The sequence below is a fragment of the Cupriavidus malaysiensis genome (assembly GCF_001854325.1).
Classification (GTDB): domain Bacteria; phylum Pseudomonadota; class Gammaproteobacteria; order Burkholderiales; family Burkholderiaceae; genus Cupriavidus; species Cupriavidus malaysiensis.
In genome coordinates this window covers 1,753,916-1,774,301 of sequence record NZ_CP017755.1, presented here as the reverse complement: position 1 = coordinate 1,774,301, position 20,386 = coordinate 1,753,916, and the positions used below count along the sequence as shown (strand labels likewise).

The 20,386-nt window shown below is 67.4% G+C and carries 19 protein-coding genes; 11 read left to right on the top strand and 8 right to left on the bottom strand.

Going from position 1 to position 20,386, the window contains the following annotated elements:
* Positions 1-285 precede the first annotated feature (285 nt).
* The 5 genes from BKK80_RS27385 (at position 286) to BKK80_RS27360 (ending at position 4,843) form a co-directional block, all read left to right on the top strand.
* Positions 286-945 carry a response regulator gene (locus tag BKK80_RS27385; RefSeq protein ID WP_071020078.1) on the top strand — a complete coding sequence of 220 codons (660 nt, stop codon included), beginning with the start codon at positions 286-288 and terminating at the stop codon, positions 943-945.
* A complete protein-coding gene (locus BKK80_RS27380; RefSeq protein ID WP_071020081.1) occupies positions 942-2,354 on the top strand; it encodes a sensor histidine kinase in 1,413 nt (470 codons plus the stop codon). Before BKK80_RS27385 ends, BKK80_RS27380 begins: the two co-directional genes overlap by 4 nt.
* 72 nt (positions 2,355-2,426) lie before the next feature.
* Complete coding sequence (locus BKK80_RS27375) at positions 2,427-3,368, top strand: hypothetical protein (RefSeq protein ID WP_156811477.1); 942 nt, start codon at positions 2,427-2,429, stop codon at positions 3,366-3,368.
* Positions 3,361-3,900: a hypothetical protein gene (locus BKK80_RS36765; protein ID WP_156811478.1), complete on the top strand. Its 540-nt coding sequence runs from the start codon at positions 3,361-3,363 to the stop codon at positions 3,898-3,900. The genes BKK80_RS27375 and BKK80_RS36765 overlap by 8 nt, the downstream gene beginning before the upstream one ends.
* A 145-nt stretch (positions 3,901-4,045) precedes the next feature.
* A complete protein-coding gene (locus BKK80_RS27360; protein ID WP_071072069.1) occupies positions 4,046-4,843 on the top strand; it encodes a CPBP family glutamic-type intramembrane protease in 798 nt (265 codons plus the stop codon).
* Positions 4,844-5,058: 215 nt separating this feature from the next.
* Here BKK80_RS27360 and BKK80_RS27355 read toward each other — a convergent pair whose 3' ends face one another.
* A complete protein-coding gene (locus tag BKK80_RS27355; RefSeq protein ID WP_071020098.1) occupies positions 5,059-5,643 on the bottom strand; it encodes a DUF2975 domain-containing protein in 585 nt (194 codons plus the stop codon).
* A 125-nt stretch (positions 5,644-5,768) separates the two neighbouring features.
* Here BKK80_RS27355 and BKK80_RS27350 point away from each other — a divergent pair, with 125 nt between their 5' ends.
* A complete protein-coding gene (locus BKK80_RS27350; protein ID WP_231908126.1) occupies positions 5,769-6,329 on the top strand; it encodes a porin family protein in 561 nt (186 codons plus the stop codon).
* Positions 6,330-6,591: 262 nt separating this feature from the next.
* Here BKK80_RS27350 and fabZ read toward each other — a convergent pair whose 3' ends face one another.
* Positions 6,592-7,086: a 3-hydroxyacyl-ACP dehydratase FabZ gene (fabZ, locus tag BKK80_RS27345; protein ID WP_071020100.1), complete on the bottom strand. Its 495-nt coding sequence runs from the start codon at positions 7,084-7,086 to the stop codon at positions 6,592-6,594.
* A gap of 559 nt (positions 7,087-7,645) precedes the next feature.
* Here fabZ and BKK80_RS27340 point away from each other — a divergent pair.
* The gene (locus BKK80_RS27340; protein ID WP_071020103.1) at positions 7,646-8,275 is read left to right on the top strand and encodes an HAD hydrolase-like protein; all 630 of its coding nucleotides are present in this window, start codon (positions 7,646-7,648) and stop codon (positions 8,273-8,275) included.
* A 312-nt stretch (positions 8,276-8,587) separates the two neighbouring features.
* On the top strand, positions 8,588-9,799 hold the full coding sequence (locus BKK80_RS27335; RefSeq protein WP_157903354.1) for an alpha/beta fold hydrolase: 1,212 nt from the start codon (positions 8,588-8,590) through the stop codon (positions 9,797-9,799).
* A gap of 371 nt (positions 9,800-10,170) precedes the next feature.
* On the opposite strand, the gene BKK80_RS27330 is transcribed toward BKK80_RS27335, so the two are convergent.
* The 4 genes from BKK80_RS27330 to BKK80_RS27315 all read right to left on the bottom strand — a co-directional run bounded on the left by BKK80_RS27330 (position 10,171) and on the right by BKK80_RS27315 (position 15,616).
* The gene (locus BKK80_RS27330; RefSeq protein WP_071020113.1) at positions 10,171-11,004 is read right to left on the bottom strand and encodes an ABC transporter permease; all 834 of its coding nucleotides are present in this window, start codon (positions 11,002-11,004) and stop codon (positions 10,171-10,173) included.
* A complete protein-coding gene (locus BKK80_RS27325; protein ID WP_071020116.1) occupies positions 11,001-11,999 on the bottom strand; it encodes an ABC transporter permease in 999 nt (332 codons plus the stop codon). Before BKK80_RS27325 ends, BKK80_RS27330 begins: the two co-directional genes overlap by 4 nt.
* Before the next feature lie 7 nt (positions 12,000-12,006).
* Positions 12,007-13,731, bottom strand: coding sequence for an ABC transporter substrate-binding protein (locus tag BKK80_RS27320; protein ID WP_071020119.1), 1,725 nt, complete (start codon positions 13,729-13,731; stop codon positions 12,007-12,009).
* 100 nt (positions 13,732-13,831) lie between these two features.
* Complete coding sequence (locus BKK80_RS27315; RefSeq protein ID WP_083384521.1) at positions 13,832-15,616, bottom strand: ABC transporter ATP-binding protein; 1,785 nt, start codon at positions 15,614-15,616, stop codon at positions 13,832-13,834.
* Positions 15,617-15,817: 201 nt separating this feature from the next.
* Between BKK80_RS27315 and BKK80_RS27310 the strand changes: the two genes are divergently transcribed.
* Positions 15,818-16,426, top strand: a complete 609-nt coding sequence (locus BKK80_RS27310; RefSeq protein ID WP_231908127.1) for a hypothetical protein — start codon at positions 15,818-15,820, stop codon at positions 16,424-16,426.
* Here BKK80_RS27310 and BKK80_RS27305 read toward each other — a convergent pair.
* Complete coding sequence (locus BKK80_RS27305; RefSeq protein ID WP_071020122.1) at positions 16,395-17,555, bottom strand: FUSC family protein; 1,161 nt, start codon at positions 17,553-17,555, stop codon at positions 16,395-16,397. The genes BKK80_RS27310 and BKK80_RS27305 overlap by 32 nt on opposite strands.
* A gap of 84 nt (positions 17,556-17,639) precedes the next feature.
* Here BKK80_RS27305 and BKK80_RS27300 point away from each other — a divergent pair, with 84 nt between their 5' ends.
* Complete coding sequence (locus BKK80_RS27300; RefSeq protein ID WP_071020125.1) at positions 17,640-18,077, top strand: MarR family winged helix-turn-helix transcriptional regulator; 438 nt, start codon at positions 17,640-17,642, stop codon at positions 18,075-18,077.
* A gap of 18 nt (positions 18,078-18,095) precedes the next feature.
* On the opposite strand, the gene BKK80_RS27295 is transcribed toward BKK80_RS27300, so the two are convergent.
* The gene (locus BKK80_RS27295; RefSeq protein ID WP_083384522.1) at positions 18,096-19,334 is read right to left on the bottom strand and encodes an MFS transporter; all 1,239 of its coding nucleotides are present in this window, start codon (positions 19,332-19,334) and stop codon (positions 18,096-18,098) included.
* Positions 19,335-19,434: 100 nt separating this feature from the next.
* Between BKK80_RS27295 and BKK80_RS27290 the strand changes: the two genes are divergently transcribed.
* On the top strand, positions 19,435-20,358 hold the full coding sequence (locus BKK80_RS27290; RefSeq protein WP_071072067.1) for a LysR family transcriptional regulator: 924 nt from the start codon (positions 19,435-19,437) through the stop codon (positions 20,356-20,358).
* The last annotated feature ends 28 nt before the right edge of the window (positions 20,359-20,386 follow it).

Here is a 20,386-nt window from a genome sequence, read left to right as displayed (position 1 = left end):
ACCTGCCGGATCTTCAGTGACGCCAACCGGTGCTTGATCCATGGCCGGCTTTCTCAGGGTCGCCGGCGATGTGGAGGATCTTTTGCCCATCCCGGTCAGCCTTCTTTCCACTGGCGCCCTGCATGGGCTTCTGGGCTTGGCCGCCGGGATCCACCTCGGCTTTCCCCGGCCGCTTCAGCGGCGCTTCCAAAGCCAATTCAAAGCCCGTTCGGGAACAATCCGTTCTCTGCCAAGGCGGACCGCCCTCCCAGCCCGCCCACACCCCGGCGCATCGCAAACCACCCCATGCAATTGCTCCTGATTGAAGACGACCTTGATTTCGGCAATGCCCTGCAACTGGCGCTCGCCCAAGCCGATCTGCCGACGGTATGGGTGCGCAGGCTGGTGGATGGCAATGCCCATCTGCAAACCCGGGAATTCGACTGCATCCTGCTCGACCTGAACCTGCCCGATGGCGAAGGCTTCTCGCTGCTGGAGCGGATCCGCCGCCGTGGCATCGCCACGCCGGTACTGGTGATCTCGGCACGCGAGGCCTTGGACGACCGCTTGCGCGCGCTCAATGGCGGCGCCGACGACTATGTGATCAAGCCTTTCATGATGCCCGAGCTGATCGCACGCGTGCATGTCCTGATGCGCCGCTCTGCGGGCCATGCCGCGCCGCGCTGGCGGGTGGGCGAGCTGGAGATCGATACGGTGTCGCAATCGGTCACGCGCTGCGGTGAGCCGATCGGGCTGACCGGGCGCGAGTACGCCATCCTGCGCGAGCTGGCGGCTGCCAGTGGCCGCGTGGTTCGACGCGAGCAACTATGCCTGCGGGTCTGGCCTGACGAGGCGGTGCCCAGCGCCGGCGCGCTGGAGTTCCAGATCCACGCCTTGCGGCGCAAGCTGGGCGCCAGCGCCATACAGACCATCCGCGGCGTTGGCTACATGCTGAGCGCGCCATGAAGATCATCCGGCACTGGCTGGAACAGCTGCCGCTGCTGCGGCTCCTGTGCCAGCCCTCCCTGTTCCGTCGCTTGCTGCTGTGGCAGGCGGCCAGCGTGCTGGTGCTATACAGCCTGGTCACCCTGGGGCAGCTCTGGCGCAGCCAGGCACCGCAAGGCGGCACCCTCGCACGCGAGCTGTCGATGATCGCCGGCGCCGGCGCCCGCTTTGCCAGTCTCGACACCCGGCCGGAGCGGGCCCAGGCCGTAGCCCGGCAGCTCCAGGAAATCGTGGCAACGCAGGGGATCACGGTGAAACCCCATGAGTTCGCTATCCAGATCTGGGATCGCGACGGCACCTTGCTGGCCCGCGACGCGCTCACCGACACGCTGCCCCTGACTCGCCCCGGCAGCGCGCCCGTGGAGACTCGCACGCAGCTAGGCCATTGGTACTGGCTCGGGGCCTGGAGCCCCGACCGGAAAATCTGGGCCGTGGTCGGCCTGTCCCAGGCCTTCTATGAGCGTAACAACGCTGAGCTGGCACACGTGTTCCTGCTCGCGCTGCTGGTGCTGCATGCGATGCTGCTGTGCGGGCTGTGGCTTGCCACACGCATGGGACTCAAGCCGCTGGCCAGCTTGTCCGAGCGTATCCGGCAGCGCACGGCCGATGACCCGACGCCGCTGGCGCGGCTGCGCGATGACCCGCTGGAACTGGCACCCATCATCGCCGCCCTGGATGCACAGGCTGCACAGGTCGCGCGGCTGCGCAGCACAGAACGGCGCTTCTTCGCCGATGCCGCCCACGAACTGCGCACGCCGCTGGCAGTGATCAGCGCCCAGGTCCACGTGCTGGCGCAAGAACGCGACCCGGCCCGCCTGGCGCAGTTGCAGGCGGCCCTGCAACGCGGCGTGCAGCGCTCGGCCCAGGTCCTCACCAAGGTGCTGACGCTGGCAAGGCTCGACGCATTGGAGCGCGTACCGCGAAAACTCGCGGTCGACATTCCCGAGCTGCTGCAGGCGCGCATCGCCGAATACGCCCCCCTGGCCATCGCGAAGGCACTGGACCTGGGCCTGAAGCCGTCTCCCGCTTGCCGGATCGAGGCGGACGAGGACCTGCTGATCAGCGCGCTCGACAATCTGATCGCCAACGCGATCCACTACGTCCCTTCCGGGGGCACCGTCAGCCTGGGCTGCCGCCAGTTCGAGACGAGCATGGAGATTTTCGTGGAAGACGATGGCCACGGCATCGCCCCTGACGAGCGGGAGCGCATTTTCAACCGCTTCGAGCGCGGGCGCAGCGCGGCACACACCAGCGGCAGCGGCCTCGGCTTGGCGATCGCGCGCGACATCGCACGGCTGCATGGCGGAGATCTGCTTCTGACTTGCCCCGCAACAGGTGGTTGCTGCTTCGTGATGCGCTTGCCGCGCTGAGCGGAATCGATGACGAGATGGCACCAGGCAGCGCCTGGTGCACGACGAAGACAAGAAACCTGAGGATATGCGGTGAGACGAAGCCCCCCCTTTAGACCTTCGCCGGCAAGCAAGCTGGCTGTCCTGACGGCCGCCCTGGCGCTGGCCGCGCTTGCGGCACCGCACGCATGCGGCGCGCCCGGCGCGCCGGGTGGCAAGCGGCCTCTGGCGCAGGCAGCACTTCGCCCCCCTGCGCCCGCCGAGCAGCCCTATCCGCCTGATGAGAGGTCGTTCCGGGCCATCCTCAAAGGCATGAATACCTTCACGGAAAACCATGAACTGTCACCGCAAGGTGTGCTGCGCTTCCGGCTCCATGCGCGCCAGCCCAACATCGCCATGGCGGACATCGCGCTAAGCCTGACAGGCAACGCCACGCAAGCGCCGCTGCGGGTCGCCCCCGACCAGACGTTCTCGATACCGCGCGAACATGCTGCGCTGGAAGGCGAGGCCACCGTGGTAAGCAACAAGCCCGCAGGCAGCCTGACCTGGCGCCCCGAAGTCCGTACCCCCGGCCTGCCACGCGGCAGCCGGCGCCTTGGAGACCTGCGGCTGGAGTGCCTGGTCGACATCGACAGCGATCCCAGCCGGCCAAGCGAATTGCGCCAGGTCTGCTCCGGCTCGGCTGCCGAAGCCACTTGCCTGGAAGAACCCGGCCAGTGCCTGGCCCACGCGCCCGCCGCGCTTGGCGGCTTCCTGCTGAGTAGCGTGGTTCCCCTGAACGAGGTGAAAACCGCCTATGAGCATGGCGGCTTTCGCTACCTGTTCATCGCCGACAGGCCGATCTTCAGCGTCACGCTGCGCCACGGCGGCAAACAACTGGTGCTGCCCACCATCTGGCTGTATGGCGGCCTGGCGATGCATAACCCGTTTCACGATCCGCCTTACCTGAAAGATCGCCTTTATGAATTGCCCTTGGAACGCAGCAAGTGGCCCGACGACACACTGGTCACATTCGAATACATGGACGATGCCTGAGCCTGACCTGACCATTCATCCGAGCCGCATGCCATGGCTCCATCCGCTGCCCGGGACTTCGTCAGGCAAGGCATGTGCGATCGTCATGGCCGCGCTGCTGTCAGGCGCATGTGCCTCCGCCGGAAACAAGAACGTCGCCGAGATGACCCCGGCCAGACTGGAGAACCGGATGTCTGGAAAGTCGATGACCAAGGCGGACATCAAGGACTGGCTCGGCAATACGCAGAACGAAATCCGGTTCGCGAGCGGCGCCGAGGTCTGGATCTACAGCTACCGCGAATCGACGCCCAGCCTGCTGAACTTCTACAGGAACGCCAGTGTCCTGCTGGGTGGCCAGGAGAACGACAGCAAGGAGCTCGTCATCCTGTTCGACAGGGAAGGCACCGCCAGGAAGTGGCGTTTCAATGAAACCCAGGACCAGGAACCCACCGGCGTGCTGAACAGGAAGATGTTCCCCAGGAGCGAGCCGGCGCGGTCCCAGGACAACCCGGGAGACCGGACCGGGGCAGGGAGCGGCGAGCGGCCGCGATAGCCGCGCCCGCCCGCCGCGAAGCGCAGTCGGCCTCGATCAGGCGCAGCGATAAGTGAAGGATGTTTCCAGGGCGCACACGCTTCTGAGCTTCGTGGGTAGAAGCTCGGAGCCTCCCTCCGTGCTTGTCCACCTGTTTGCAGATCCTATGTTCAAGACGATCAACAAGAAGATCTTCGCCATCCTGCTGCTGGCAGGATTGTCGGGCGTGATAGCCGGCATGCCCTATATGGCCGATATGGCCGATATGCTGGCGGTGGCCGGGACCGCCCCGATTGCCAAGTCCGCTGTACCGTTGCCGTGGCTGGTAGCAGTGGTCCTGGTGCAGAACGGGTTCTTGCTTGCGGTCGTTATTCTCTTGGGGATGCGCTTGTCCAGCAAGGTGGGACTGCGAATGCCGCTTCTCCAGGCCTGGACGGAAGGCAGGGGGACACCGTCGCCGGTGGGCTTGCGGGCAGGACTGCTGGCCGGGGCAATCCTGGGAGCCGTGTTAGTTGCGGTCGATGCACTGTGTTTCTTCCCTCATCTTCCCGCGCCAATGCAGTCGCTGTTCAGGGTGCCGTTGTGGAAACGCTTACTGGCGGGCGTCTTGTATGGCGGGCTGACCGAGGAACTCCTGATGCGTTTGTTCCTGCTGCCGCTCCTGGTCTGGTTTGCGGGGCGATGGTGGAAACAGGCCGATGGCATGCCGGCTCCCGGGGCATTCCGGACAGCAATTGGCCTTGTGGCGCTGCTTTTCGCACTGGCTCACCTGCCGGCAACGGCCGCCGTGGTTCCTCTGACACCGATGTTGGTGTTGCGAGCACTGGTGCTGAATGGGCTTGCAGGCGTCGTGTTCGGCTTCTTGTATTGGCGGCGCGGCCTGGAGGCGGCCATGCTGGGCCATATGGCAGCGCATGGAGTACTCCAGATTCCCGGCTCCTGGCTGCTGAATCACATGTCCTGAGCAGGGCATGCCATTCGCACAGGAAGCCCCCTGGGCACGCCGATAGCGCCCCAACCCGGCGACCGGCTCATCGGTGGCCGGGGCCGGGCGCCTGCACTTCCATGGCCCGGCGACTTGGAGCGCGGCTCAGGCCTTGAATGCCTGTCCGGCCTGGAGGCGCCGTCGAGCAAGGGTGCCTTTCGCATGACGCAGTGGACCAGCACTGCCATCGTCCTTCAGACAAAGCCCTTGTTCTCCTCCGCAACCTGTGCAGCGATAACCAACGCCCACGCAATTGCCAGCAGCAGGCCGCCAAGCAGGCACACGAAATAGTCCCCCAGCGTGAGTATGAAAATCCAGTAGGGCTTGCCTGGTTCACCAATCAGCAATAGGCCCACCAGAAGTTTAACCAGCGGACTGGACAGTCCCAGAGATATCGAAGCCATCGCCAGGCGGCGTAGGCATTTGGCGACTTCAACCGTCAGGACCTCGCCACGCCCGAAGGTCACGAACATCTGTCGAGCCTGATACAGCGCGCAGCTGAGCAGCCCCAAGCTGATACTGGTGGCAAGAAAGCCCTCGACCCGGTGCCACAGGGAAACGTGCACGGCAAAGGCAGAACTTGCCGGGATGTGCTGGCGCACCACCTTTTCCAGGGTCGCGTCGGGCAACCCAAACCAGATCCACACCATGGACGCAAGCGCGATCACCGCGCCGCTGGTGGTCAGACACCGCATCCTGTCAGACAACTTGCGGATGCGCCGCATGGCTGTGCTCTCCGGATGCGAGGCTGCATAAGAACTCAAGATGCTGATCTCCATAAAAAGGTTGCGGACGTCACTTTGCGTATTGTATAACAACAAAACTTTATTGTATTACAGATATTTTTTATCGCAAATCTATACTTATGTCGTATCGATCACTTTTTGGCGGGGTAACGTTCATCATGGCAGTACTTGGCGCCGGAGCGCCAAGCGCACAGGCACGCCAGTCCCCTCCTGCCGAGGAGTTCTTTTACCTCGGCGCGGACCTCGGGTATGCGCGTATCGGAGTCAGCCCATCCAGTCCGGGATGGACGGACGCTTCATCGAATCACGTCGCCGTCGGACTGCGGGGCGGCTATCAGTTCTCGCGCTACCTATCAGTCGAAAGCACAGTCACCACCCTGGGTTCCGTTGAAGCGAGAACTGATGGTCAAAAGGACCGTTTCGCCATCGGCGGGATGACGGCGAGCGTCGTCGGGCATCTGCCAATTACCGACCGCTTCTCCTTGCTGGCCCTCGTTGGGCTAGGATTGGAGCACGGGCAGCGCACAGGAGACATCGATTCGAGCAGCCGCTCCGTGGCGGTGATCACATTCGGAGCCGGAGCGGCTTATGCCATCTCATCGAATTGGCGCATACGCGCGCAATACACGAACTACGACAAGTTGAAATGGAAAGGAGGCAACGGCGCCGAGGTCAAGAGTCAAGCATTCGTCTTGGGCGTTGATTATCTGTTCCGTTGACTAAGAACTCATTCAAGATGAAGTCCCGCCGCGCCAATGGAGGCAATGCCGCGGCGCGAACTTTGGAATGACCGGCTCATTGGTGGATTGCATTGACATCATGCACGGCGGGCCGGCACTCAACGTTGCTGCCCGCGCTTGAGGAAAGCTCCGTGCATGTCGGCGCGATGCACGAAGCGGGAGAGCAGACCAATGTCGTTACGCTTCGCACCAGTCAGGTTGACCGCGAAGGGGAGGGCGCAGGCGTCGGTGGCACGTGAGGCTAGGCACCGGATTGCGCGCGACCGGTCGGGTTCGGTGCTGTTCCCGGCCCGCCCCATCTGCTTGAAATGGTTGCCTCGACGGCGATGGCGCCGTCCACTGTGGCCGTACCCTTGAACCGCATGGCTCCGTCCCGATCCTGCTCGAGCTCGACGTGGAGCAGCAGTTGGTCCCCTGGGTAGACCGATCGCCTGAAGCGCACCCTTTCGATCTCGATCGACCGATGCAGCTTACTCTCGACGTCAGCGTCCCCTTCGACAGCGACCAGGATCGCGGCGGTCTGCAGCAATGCCTCGATGCACAGCACGCCAGGCATCACGGGGCTTGCCGGATAGTGGCCAACGAAATAGGGCTCGTTGACCGTCACATTCTTGAGCGCGGTCACCGCCGCACGCGGCTCCAAGGCAAGCACGCGATCGATCAACAAGCAGGGATAGCGGTGTGGCAACAGTCTCAAGACCTGTTGGATATCGAAACGGATCGGATTCTCGTTCATTGGCCTCTTGGAAGCGTAACAGTGGGCTCGCGTCGCCAGTCTTCCTTGCTGCTGCGCGATGGAAAGAAGCGGTCCGGAGAAGAGAGCCACGAAGGCCCAACCAAGCGAACTGGCTTCATAAGGAATCGGCTTGACGTGACGAATCAGAGTAGGCCGCGCATCTCCAAGCCTGAAAAAACAGTGGGAGCGTCGATGCGGCCGATGCAGCATTGACAGAGCCTAATGGATTGTCCATGTTGAAATTGTGCGTATTTGTGTCGATGTTTGCGGATCTTGCGGATCCAAGGAAGGGATCGAGGCGTTGGACGCTTACCGGCTCAGCGCCCCCATAGGTTTTCTCTCTCTGTGAAGCGCTTTCCCCGAAGTCCCGTCCAGTGGAGCCTTCTCATGCTCGCCTGGCTGGGCCAAGCAATGCGAAAATGCCCACCGATCACGCATGGATTCGTAAGGGAGTGGCTGCCGGCATGGGCGCCATGGCCTCGAAGCGACCGTGATGATTACAAAGCGCTGACACGTTTGATGCGTTCTACATTTGCCTCGCAGCGCTGCTGCACTCTTCATGACCTACAAACTCATCGCGTTTGATTTCGACGGCACGTTGGCCGATTCGATGGCGTGCTTTCTGCAAGCCGTTGAAGTCGCTTCGCGCAAACACGGGTTTCGCCCGCTCGAGGGCGAGTTGCTCGAGCAGGCGCGCGGCAGCTCCGCGCAACACATCATGCGGCTGCTTGGCGTGCCGCTGTGGAAGGCGCCGGCCATTACCATCGATGTCAGGAAGCTGATGCGCGAGCGCATCGCGCAGGTTTCGCTATTCCCGAACGTGGCCGAGACGCTGGATACGCTGGCACGGCGTGGCATCAGGCTTGCCGTTGCCACGTCGAACGGCGAGGACGTCGTGCGCGCGATCCTCGGTCCCGCCGTCAGCGGCCGGATCGCCGATTTCAGCTGCGGCATCTCGATGTTCGGCAAGGCGCGCAAGCTTCGGGCGTTGGTCTCTTCCGCTGGTGTGCGTCCGGACGAAGCCTTGTACGTTGGCGACGAAATCCGCGATGCGGAGGCCGCCAGCGCCGCCGGCATGGCGTTCCGCGGGGTAGCCTGGGGCTACACGGCCGCGGCGGCGTTACAGACGCACTGCGCGACGCCACTCCTTGTCCGCCCGCAGGACCTGCTGGATTTTTCCCGCGCCTGACCATCAGGCCGCGTGCACGCCGTGATGGCACGGTAGCACTACGCCACGGGACATCGGCGATGCCTCCCTGGGCCGCCTGGATTTCAGGCCTGCTCCGCCAATGCCATCCGGTCCGGCGAGCGCGCAGAGCATCGCATCGATGCTTGGACCATCGCTCTGTCTCGAATCTGCGCATCTTTGTGCGAATCCATCAGCGCCACGGCAACGAGGTGCCGAGACATCCCTCGACAGCGCCAGCGCACAGGGATCCGCACAGTTCGCCACAACTCCGCACACATGCGGCACGCGCTTCTCCCTAGACTTGGCGCTCCCATGACCAAAGCCATCTTGTTGGCGGCGCGCGCGCATGCATGTGCGCGTCACGATCCCCGCCTTCTTGCTCAGCGCTTACAGGATGGCCCATTGCCAGCCTTGGTCCCGGCCTTGACCCCAATGATTGGAGCGCACGATCCGATGGATTTCCCCTCTTCGAGCCACGACCGCCGTCGCCTGATGCAGGCGCTAGCCTGCTGGCCCATCACGCTTATGCTGCCAGCCTTGAGCGCCTGCGGCGGCGGCGACGCAGACCGCGGCGCAACGCCGCAAGCCACCGTTCAGGACCGGCGCGTGCCACTTCGGACCGGTGTGGCCCTTCATGTGCGCGACTGGAATCCCGGCAATGCAGAACGGGTCGTCGTCCTGCTGGCGGGACAGGGGGAGACCGCCCAGCTCTTCAATGGACTGGCCGCCGCACTGGCCGATCGCGCGCGCGTCCTCGCAGTCAGCCGGCGCGGCTTTGGCCAATCGGACAAGCCGCTGCCAAGCCGCGGCTGGCGTTACGATACCGCCGCACTGGTCGACGATCTCGACGGCCTTCTGGCTGCCCTGCATGTCGGCAGCGTGGTGCTATGCGGCCACTCCATTGCCGGAAACGAACTGACCCTGTTTGCCGGCCGATATCCGCAGCGTGTACGCGGGCTCGTCTACATGGACACCACCTACGACTACTCACTCGCCAAGCGGGATCCGTCCCGGGTGCCGCGCAACCCGGCCTTGCTGAGCCCGGACCCGCAGGCGGCCGACGGCGCATCGTTTGCCGCCGCCGTCGCCTTTGCCAAGCGCATCCACAAAACCTGGTCGCCTGCAATCGAGGCGAACTTGCGCGATGCCTGCGAAGTGCTGCCCAACGGTAGCGTGCGCCCCGCCACTCCTTCCGAGGTATCCATCGTGACGCTCACGGAGGCGATGCGGTTTTCACCGGATTACAGTGCGGTCCGTGCTCCTGCGCTTATCCTGCAGGCGGACCCCCGCGGGCTGCGGGACCTCTTCCCCTGGCTTACGGAGCCTGTCGATGCACAGACCCGGGAAGACGCGCAGATGCGCTTGCGCGAGTCACGCCAGGATCGCGAGCGCAATTTCGAAGCGTTGTCCGCAGCCCTGCCGGATAGCCGTCGCATCGTCATTGCCAACAGCAACCACGGGGAGTTCTTTATCGAGCACCAGGCGGAGGTGGTCGAGGCGATCGAATCCATGCCATGGTATTAGCCCATTGCGTCAAGGAAAACGCACCCAAGCTGCGGTGCATCCGGTCTCCGGGTCTCCGGGTCTCCGGGTCTCCGGGTCTCCGGGTCTCCGGGTCTCAGGGTCTCAGGGTCTCAGGGTCATAGGCTAGGCGCAAAGCACGGCTATGGCACGGCGATGGCGAGCATCTGCAACGCGCATACGGCCCGCAGGTGCTGTCGATCGGGGGGATTTCGAATGACGCAGCGGACCAGGGCCCATATTCGATGCCGCGCGCCGGTGTAGCCACTATCGCCGCCAGAGTCGTCGGCGCGGCGCATTCGATCCTCGCGTCACACCTGCGGGCGGCGCTGCACTGGCGCGCTTGACGCTTGAGCGCTTAAGCGCTTGAGCCCTTAGGACTCACGCACGGTACGCCTCAGCTTGGGATTGAGCGCGGCATGCAGGCCGTCGCTCAGCAGGTTCAGCGCCAGCACGGTGACCACCACGGCAAGGCCGGGAAGCGCCGTCATGTACCAGCCGGTGCGCAGGGCGTCGCGGCCGAGGCCGATCATCGACCCCCAGCTCACCACATTGGGATCGCCCAGTCCGAGAAAGGACAGGCCCGCCTCGGAAAGGATGGCGTTGGCCACCAGCAAGCCGGTCGAGACGATCACCGGCGTCCAGGCATTGGGCAGGATCTCGCGGAAGATCAGGTGCATGTCGCTGGCCCCGACGGCGATGCTGGCCTTGACGAATTCGCGCTCGCGCAGGGAGATGAACTCTGCTCGCACCAGCCGCGCCACGCTGGGCCACGCGGTGACGCTGAGCGCGAACACGATGGTACCCAGCGTGGGCTTGAGGACAGCCACCAGGATGATGGCGAGCAGGAACGAGGGGATGGTCTGGAAGAACTCGGTGACGCGGCCCAGCACCGCATCGACGCGGCCGCGATAGAAACCGGAGGCGGCCCCGACGGCGATGCCGAGCACCAGCGCCGCCAGGGCCGAGCCGACGCCCACCAGCAATGAGACGCGCGCGCCGTGCACCAGTCCGGCCAGCAGATCGCGCCCCATCAGATCGGTGCCCAGCGGCGTGCGGGCATCGCCGCCGGGCCAGACATAGGGTGCCCCGACCATGTCGAGCGGGTCGCCGGGGAACAAGGTGCCGGCCAGCACGGCCGCGAGCGCCACCACGCTCAGGATGGCGCCCCCGATCAGCAGGGCGGGTTGCCGGTACCAGCGCTTCATGCGGCCGTCTCCTCGGGATGCGCGGTGCCCTGGCGCCGCACGCGCGGGTCGAGCAAGGTCTGCACCAGGTCGACCAGCAGGTTGGCCAGCACCACCAGGGCGCCGCTGCACAGCAGCACCGCCAGCAGCACCGGCAGGTCGCGGCTCTTGATGGCCTCGAAGGAAAGCTGCCCCAGTCCCGGCCAGGCAAACACCGTCTCCACCACGATCGAACCGCCAAGCAGCGCGCTGCTCTGCACGCCCAGCATCGTGAACACCGGCAACAGCGCATGGCGCAGCGCATGGCCGAACAGCACGCGCGCCTCGCGCGCACCCTTGGCACGGGCGGTGCGGATGAAGTCCTCGGCGAGCGTCTCCACCATGGCGGCGCGGGTCAGCCGCATGTAGACCGCAACGTAGTAGATCGACAGCGTCAGCGCCGGCAGCGCCAGGTGCGCGGCGTAGTCCAGCAGCAAGCGCAGGCCGTGGTAGCCGGCATTGACCTCGCGCACGCCTGCGATCGGCAGCCATTCGAGCCGTACGCCGAACAGCACGATCAGCATCAGTGCGGTCCAGAACAACGGCGCCGAGTAGCCCGCCGTGGCCAGCGCCGACAGCGCGGTGTCCACCAGGCCGTGCGGCCGGCGCGCCGCGGCGACGCCGAGCAGCACGCCCGCCACGGTCGAGCACAGCAGCGCCGTGCCGACCAGCGCCACGGTGGGCCCGAGACGTGCCAGCACCAGGTGCAGGACCGGCTCGCCGAAGCGGAAGGAGTAGCCGAAGTCACCGTGCGTAAGCTGGCCGAGATAGGCCAGCAGCTGGGCCGGCGTGCTGCGGTCGAGGCCGTACAGGCTGCGCAGCTGCGCCACGTACTCGGCCGGCACGCTGCCGCTCTCGCTGGCGATGGTATCGACCAGGTCGCCCGGCAATGCCTTGAGCAGCAGGAAATTCAGCACCGCGGTGGCCAGCACGACGCCGGCGAGCTGCAGCAAGCGGGCCAGGATGCGTCGGTTCATGCCCGGCTCACTTTGTCGCCAGCCAGACGCGCGCGAAGTTGTTCTGGCTGTGGTCGAAGGTGTCGGTCACGTTGCGCAGGCGCTTATCCCAGACACCGAACCAGCGGAACTCGAACAGGTTGAGCAGGGCCAGGTCGCGCTGGGCGACGCCCTGGAACTGCCGGTACAGCTCGACACGCCGGGCCGGATCGCGCTCGACCTGGGCGGCCTCGAGCAGCCGGTCGGCCTCGGCGCTGGCGTAGCCGGAGGCGTTCTGCCACGGCGTCCCCTTGGCTTCGGCCTTGGACCAGTAGTGCTGCTCGACACCGATCTGCGGGTCCTGCCAGTTGATGCCCCAGGAACTGACCAGCTGGAAGTTGTAGTCGGAGAAGACGTTCTTGGTCCAGGCCGCCAGGTCCTGCCCGCGCAGGGTGACGTCGATGCCGATCGCACGCAGCGATTGCCGCACGAATTCGCCGGTGCGGCGGTAGTCGTCGCCGAAGGGAATGTAGTCGTGGTTGAGCTTGAAACGCCAGCCATCGGGCTTGCGCGGGAAGCCCGCCTCATCGAGCAGTGCCTCGGCCTTCTTCTTGTCGTACGGATATTGCTGCGTGTCCTTGGTGTAGAAGGTCTTCAGCAACGACGACACCGGGCCGGTGGCCGGTGCCGCGTAGCCGCCCCAGACCGTCCTGGTCAGGGCATCGCGGTCGATCGCGTGCAACAGCGCCTGCCGCACCTTCAGGTTGCCCAGGATGGGGTCGCGCAGGTTGGGGATCAGCCAGAGCCAGCCGGCGAAGCCGTTATAGCCCCCGGTGCTGACGACCAGCTTGGGCGAGCGCGCGAGCCGGTCGGCATCGGCGAAGGTGACCGGGTTGCGCTCGCCGTACTGGACGGCACCGGTCTCCAGCGCGGCGGCGCGGCCTGCCACGTCGGGAATGATCTTGAAGGTGATCCGGTCGAGGTAGGGCAGGCCGGGTGCCCAGTACTTGTCGAAGCGCTCCAGCGCGATATGCTGGCCGCGCACCCATTCACGGAAGACGAAGGGGCCGGTGCCGACCGGCTTGTTGTTGTAGGGATTGTTGGGCACGTCGGTGCCGGCGTACAAGTGCTTGGGCAGCACTGGCGCGGCGACCACGTCGAGCGCGTTGAGGATCACCGGCGTCGGCTTGGCGAGCGTCAGCACCACGGTGTGGCTGTCGGGCGCCTCGACCTTGCGCAGGTGCTGGAACACGCGCCGCGCGGTGGGGGCGTACTTGGGCCAGATCTCCTCGGCGGAGTACTTCACGTCGGCCGCGGTGAAGGGCTTGCCGTCATGCCACGACACGTTCCTGCGCAGGCGGAGGCGCACACTCAGACCGTCGGGCGACACCTCCACGCTTTCCGCCAGCTGCGGGCGCGGCTTGAGGTCCGGGCCGTAGTCGAGCAGGCCGTCGAAGATCTTGCTCACCACCGTGCGGCCAGGCGTGGCGGTGTTGATGAAGAAAGCCAGCGTGGGCGGCTCAGGATGCACCACGGCGTCGAGCGCACCGCCGCGTTGCGCACCTTGCTCGGTATCGGGCAAGGCCTTGTCCAGCGCCAGCGCATCCGGCAGCCACAGCGGCAGCAGGCCTCCGGCCAGCAGGGCGCCGGTGGCGCCGAGCACGCCGCGGCGGCGCAGGTTGGCCGGCGCGCCGGGAGCGGCCGGATCCGCCTGGGAGGCGAGGGTGATGCTGGAACTGGCGGACGCGGCCGCGGGCGTATCGTGATCGGTCATGACGGAGACAGGAAAGGCTGACGAAAGAAGGGCGAACGGTGGAACGGCGGCACGAGGGCACGGCGGCCGGACACGGACATGGGTACGGGCAGAGACGACCTCAGCAAGTAGCGAGCGCATCCGCCAGGGCTTGGCGCGGGGCAGGCTGCGGCATCGCCAGGCCCTCCCCGCGCGGCCCGCGGCGACCCGGCACGGCGTCGAGCAGGGCGCGCGTGTACGGATGGTGCGGGGCCGACCAGAGCGCCTGCGGCGAACCGCTCTCGACGATGCGCCCGGCCTGCATCACCGCCACGCGGTCGGCGATGTAGCGCACCACGGCAAGATCGTGCGAGATGAACAGATAGGTCAAGCCGTATTCGGCCTTGAGGTCGACCAGCAGGTTCAGGATCTGGGCCTGGATCGAGACGTCGAGCGCGGAGACGGGCTCGTCGCAGATGACCAGGTCGGGACGCAGCACCAAGGCACGTGCGATGGCGATGCGCTGGCGCTGCCCGCCGGAGAATTCATGCGGATAGCGGCGCTGCGCCCCGCGCGGCAGGCCGACGTCGTCGAGTATGGCGGCGATGCGGGCCACGCGTTCGGCGCGGGCGCGCAAGCCGTGGATGGCCAGCGCGTGGCCGAGGATGTCCTCCACGCGGTGACGCGGATTGAGCGAACCGTAGGGGTCCTGGAAGACCAGTTGCACGCGCTTGCGCCACGGCAGCAGTTCGCGCGGCGGCAATGCCAGCAGGTCGCGCCCTTCCAGTTCGATGCGGCCCGCCTCGGCCGGCACCAACCGCATCAGCGCGCGCGACAGCGTCGACTTGCCGCAACCGGATTCGCCCACCAGCCCCAGCGTCTCGCCGCGCGCCAGGCTCAGGCCGAGGCCGTCCACCGCGGTGTGCCGGCCGGCACCGCCGGCATAGCTGACGCGCAGGTCCTGCACCACCAGCCAGGGCACGGCGGGGTCCGGCGCGTCGGGGCGGCGCGTGAGCGTCTGCGGCGCGGGTTGCGGGGATTGCGCCAGGTGGAAGCTGCCGTCGGCGCTGGCACGGATCTCGGCCAGGCGGTCGCGCGTGTAGTGCAGCGCGCGGCCGCCGTGCAGCGAGGCGGCGAGCAGGCCACGCGTGTAGGCGTGCGCGGGCGCGGCGAAGATCCGCCCGGTGCGGCCTTCCTCCAGCTTGTTGCCGCCATGCATGACTGCGACACGGTCTGCCACCTGGGAGACCACGCCCAGGTCATGCGTGATCAGCAGTACCGCCATGCCGAGTTCGTGCCGGAGCTGGTCGATCAGCGCGAGAATCTCCGCCTGGGTGGTGACATCCAGCGCGGTGGTCGGCTCGTCGGCAATCAGCAGGCGCGGCCGGCAGGCAATCGCCATGGCGATCATCACGCGCTGGCGCTGCCCGCCGGAGAGTTCGTGCGGATAGGCGCCGACACGGCGTGCCGCTTGCGGCAAGCGCACGCGCTCGAGCAGTGCCTCCGCCTCGCGGCGCGCTGCCTCGCGCGCCTGTGGACGATGCAGCAGGATGGCCTCCATCACTTGCCGGCCGATGGGCTGCAGCGGGTTGAGCGAACTCATCGGCTCCTGGAAGATCATCGACACCAGGCTGCCACGCGTGCCGCTCATGGCCGCTTCCGGCAGCGCCAGCAAATCGCGCCCGTCGAGCAGGATGCTGCCGCCGACGCTCGCCGCGGCGGGCAGCAGGCGCATCACCGCCAATGCCGTGGTCGACTTGCCGCAGCCCGACTCGCCGACCAGCGCCAGCATCTCGCCGCTGTCGATGCGCAGGTCGAGCGCACGCACGGCGTCCCGGCCGGGGAAACGCACCGTGAGCGCACGGATGTCGAGCAGGGGCGGGGCCGCGGCGGCCGCAGGAGAGGGGGGCGGGGCGGGACTGGGCATGCGCGCATTGCAGCATGGCACTTGCCGGCTGCCCACGAATATTTGCTCAGATGCTTAGTACCTGCGCTGGCACCGTGCGCGATCGGGCCGTCCCGCCATGTGCCTTGCCGCACATGTCTGGCCTTCGCGCGGCCCTGCCTGCACACCACCCGAGGCGGCGAGCGGCTATGCTTGGCGCGTGCGCCACTCCCCGCTGCCGCCATGCCGAAGGACATCCCGCACCTGCCGCCGCCATCGCCAGCCTGGCCGGGGCGGTGCCGCCCGGGCCTCGCCCTGCTGGCGGCTGCCGCCATTCCGCTCGCCGCGTGCGCCCCCCGCTACCACGTCGCGGCCGGCGCACCCGCCGCCAAGGTCCGCCTGCTGACCAGCACCGACGACAATACGACCTTCACCGTGCTCGACCCGGCGCGCTGCCCGGAGACGCCCCATGTGGTCATCCTGGCCGGCACCGGGCAGCAGCTTGCGGCGCTGGGGCCGCCGCAGAAGCTAGACATCGGCGGCGACTCCCCGGAGCCGCCGGCGCACACACGCGAGCGCTGGCTGGCGGCAGGCAAACGGCTCTATATCGCCGCCGTCTCGGCGTCCAGCCAGGACGGTACGAAATACCGTTGCGCGGCCGGGGTGTCGTTCGTGCCGCTGGCCGGCGCCGAATACCAGCTGCGCTACTGGCGCGAAGCGGACGCCAAGGCCTGCTCCATCCTGGTGACACGGCTGGGCACGCCGGCCCGGTCGGACGCGCCGGCCGAGGCGGACCCGACCCAGCGCGCCTTCCGCGCGCTCAAGCCGGCGTATCTCTGCGATTCGTTGTAGTCGCAGTTGTGCCCGCAGTTGTGCCCCCAGTTGTAGCCGCGCTTGTAGCCCTGGCGCTGCCGGCGAGCAGGCGCACAGCGGCAAGGTCGACCAGCAGCACCAGCCCGGCGCCGGCAAGCGTCGCGGCGACGCGGTCCCACAGCAGCCCGCTGCCCAGCGGCGCATGCGCCTCCAGGATCAGCAGGATCAGCGGCGTCATCACCGCCGAGTAAGCGAGGTAGTTGCCGGCACGCAGCACCGGACGCGCGGACGCCAGCGCGCCGGCGCCCAGCGCCAGCAGCCACAAGGCGGGATGATGGCCGACGATCAGCGAGGCCAGGCCCACGCCCAGCACGGTGCCTAGCACGCGTTGCGTCGACCTGGCCGAGATCGGCTCGGGCTGGCGTTGCGTCAGCAGCGCGACGGTCATGGCGCTCCAGGTGAAATGATGGGCCGGCCAGGTCCATTGCAGCGCGGTGGCCGCGGCCAGGGCCAGGCTCAGTCGCACGGCATATTGCCAGCCCGCTGCCTGCCGCAGCGACTGGCGCCAGCGCCGCCAGCGCTGGGCCGCGGTCACCGCTGTCGCTTGTGCCGCGGCGGCCGGTCCTGCCCTTGCGCCGACAGGGGCGGTGGCGGAACGCAGGCGCCCGGCCAGGGCCGCCAGCAGCATCCCCAGCAGCGCGGTCCACAGCGCGCCGGCGGCGATCGGCAGCAATACCGCTGCGTGCACGCGGGCACCGCCGCCCAGGCCCATCGAGATCAGCAGGAACAGCAGATAGCGAGTCGCCGCCACCGCCAGCTCGCGGCTGTAGCTGCTCGCCAGCGCCACGCTGCCGACGACAGCCACCGTCAGCACGCCGCTGAGCTGGCCGTGGCCGGCGAGCAAGACCGCGCTGGCGGCCGCCAGCAGGACCGGAACGAAGGCCGCGCGGAAGGCCTGCCAGCGCTCCCCCAGCGTCGCGCCGCGCACGGTAGCGCTGACGGCCATGCTGCCGAGCCCGGCCGCCATGCCGGCGGGCAGGGCGCCGGCCAGTCCCCCGAGCAGGATCGGCAGGCCCATGCCGAGGCCGGCCGCGAGCGCCTCGGCGCGGCTGGCGCGGCCTTCGGCCGACCAGCGCAGGACCTGCGCAAAATGTGTCTTCGTTCCCACTTTGTCTCCCGTGTCCGAGCCGCATGCTCTTGCCGGGCAAGGTATTCGCGGATATTACTACGCAATGCGTAGTATATTTCGGGAATGCAGAACGATCCGGTGGAATCCATCATGCGCGCCGTGCTGGCACTGGGGCGCCGCCTGCGCGCGGAACGCCCGCAAGGCGGCCCGGCACTGTCGGCACTGGGTGCTCTCAGCACCCTCAATCGCGAGGGACCGATGAGCGCGGTGCGGCTGGCCGAGCGGGAGCGGCTGCGGCCGCAGTCGCTGACGCGCATCCTCGCCGAGCTGGAGCAGTCGGGCTGGATCACGCGCACGCGCAGCGAGGCGGACCGGCGCGAAACGCGGCTCGCCGTCACGCCACACGGCCGCGCGGTGCTGGCCGAGGACATGGCGGCGCGCGGCCGCTGGCTCGCCGCCACGCTGGAGCAGACGCTGGACCCCGCGGAACGCGCCACGCTGGCCAGCGCCGCGCGCGCCATGCAGAAACTTGCCGCCTACGAAGGGCGGCAGGATGGCTGAGGCGGTCGACGCCGGACCTCAGCAGGAATTGGCCACCGCGCCGGGCGCCGTACGCGCCGCATGGCTTTCGAGCCGGACGCTGTAGAGCGCCACGGCCAGCGCAGCCAGCGGCAGCAGCGCGGCCACCCAGGGCAGGGAGGCCAGCCCGGGGCCGTGGTCGATGACCTGCCCGCCGAGCCAGGCGCCCAGGCCGTTGCCGAGGTTGAAGGCGGCGATATTGAAGCTGGAGGCCAGGTTCTGCCCCGGACCGCGCGCATGGTGCAGCACGCGCAACTGCAGTGGTGACACCGTGGCGAAGGCCGCCACGCCGAGCAGCCCGACGAAGGCCACCATGCCGATACGGCTGGGCACGGCCAGGGTCATCAGCCCCAGCACCACGGCCAGCGCGCCCAGGCTCACCAGCACCGCACGCACCGGGCTGCGGTCGGCAAAGCGGCCGCCGAGCATATTGCCGACGATCATGCCGGCGCCGAACAGCAGCAGGATCGGCGAGACGGCGCCTTCGCCATAGCCGGTCACACGCGTCAGCAGCGGCTGCACATAGGTGATGACGGCGAAGATGCCCATGGATTGCAGCACCGTCATGGCCAGGCCCAGCAACACCTGCGGGCGCGCCATGGTGCGCAGTTCCTCGCGCAGCGGCACCGCGGGCGCGGCATCGCGGCTGCGCGCCACCAGCAGGGCGATCACCAGCAGCGAGACCAGTCCGATCACGCTCATGGCCCAGAAAGTGGCACGCCAGCCGAAATGCAGGCCCAGCCAGGCACCGGCCGGCATGCCCAGCAGCGTGGCCAGGGTCAGGCCGGAAAACATGATCGAGATCGCCGAGGCCTTGCGTGCTTCCGGCACCAGGCTGGTGGCCACCACCGCGCCGACGCCGAAGAAGGTGCCATGGGTGAGCGAGGTCAGCACGCGCGCCACCATCAGCGTGGTGTAGTCGGGCGCCAGGGCGCAGGCGGCATTGCCGATCGTGTAGATCACCATCAGCGAGAGCAGCACGGCCTTGCGCGGCATGCGCCGGGTCAGCAGGGTCAGCACCGGTGCGCCGGCGAACACGCCCAGGGCATAGCCGGAGACCAGCATGCCGGCGGCGGCGATGGAGACCTGGAGATCGGCCGACACCTGCAACAGCAAGCCCATGATGACGAATTCGGCGCAGCCGATGCCGAAGGAGCCGGCGGTCAGCGCATACAGCGCGATGGGCAACCGGCCGGCGGGGGCACCGGAGCCCAGGGCGCGGGGAGAGGCGGAAGACATGATCGGAGCGGTAAGCGAATGGAGTTCGCAGTTTGCCCCTGGTCATCCGACGCGGAAACCGGCATGATCGATAATCACTTTCAAGAAAATATTGATAATCATGGACCGGATCGGCGATATCGGCTTGTTCCTGCGCGTCCTGGACCTGGGCTCGATCAGCGCCGCCGCGCGCAGCCTCGACCTTTCGGCGGCGGTGGCCAGCCAGCGGCTCAAGCGCCTGGAGGCCGACCTCGGCGTGAGGCTGCTGCACCGCACCACGCGGCGCCTGCATCCAACCCCGGAGGGCAGCCTGCTGGCCGAGCAGGGCCGGGCCCTGGTCGACGACCTGGAGGCCCTCGGCAGTTCGCTGCGCGGGGCCGGCACCGGCGTCAGCGGCACGCTGCGCGTCACCACCTCGGCTTCGTTCGGGCGCCTGTACATCTCGCCGCTGCTGCCGGAATTCCTCGCCGCCCATCCCGCGCTGCGCATCCACGTCAACCTGAGCGACCATGTGATGGACCTGGTCAGCAGCGGCTTCGACCTGGCGGTGCGCATCGGTGCGCTGGAGGACTCGAGCCTGGTGGCGCGCAAGCTCGCGCCCAACCGCCGCCTGCTGTGCGCCTCGCCCGACTACCTGCGCCGGCGCGGCCGGCCGCGCGTGCCGCAGGACCTGGCGAAGCACGACTGCCTGCTCCTGACCGGCCACCAGGGCCGGCAGGACGTGTGGCGCTTCCAGGGGGACGGCGGCGCCGAGATCGCGGTGCCGGTCGACGGGCGCATCGAAGCCAATACCGGCGAGTTGCTGGCCGACGCCGCGGTGGCCGGCCTGGGCATCGCCCTGCATTCCGTCTGGCATGTCTGGCGCGAGCTGGAAAGCGGCCAACTGGAGCCGGTGCTGCCGGAATTCCCCCTGCCCGAGACCGGCATCTACGCCGTGATGCCGCAGCGCCGGCTGATGCCGCCGCGCGTACGCGCCTTCATCGACTTCCTGGAGGCCCGCTTTGGCACGCAGCCGCCGTGGGAACGCCACCACGTTGGCCGCTGAGAGGCGACGTGCGCGGCCCAGGATGGGT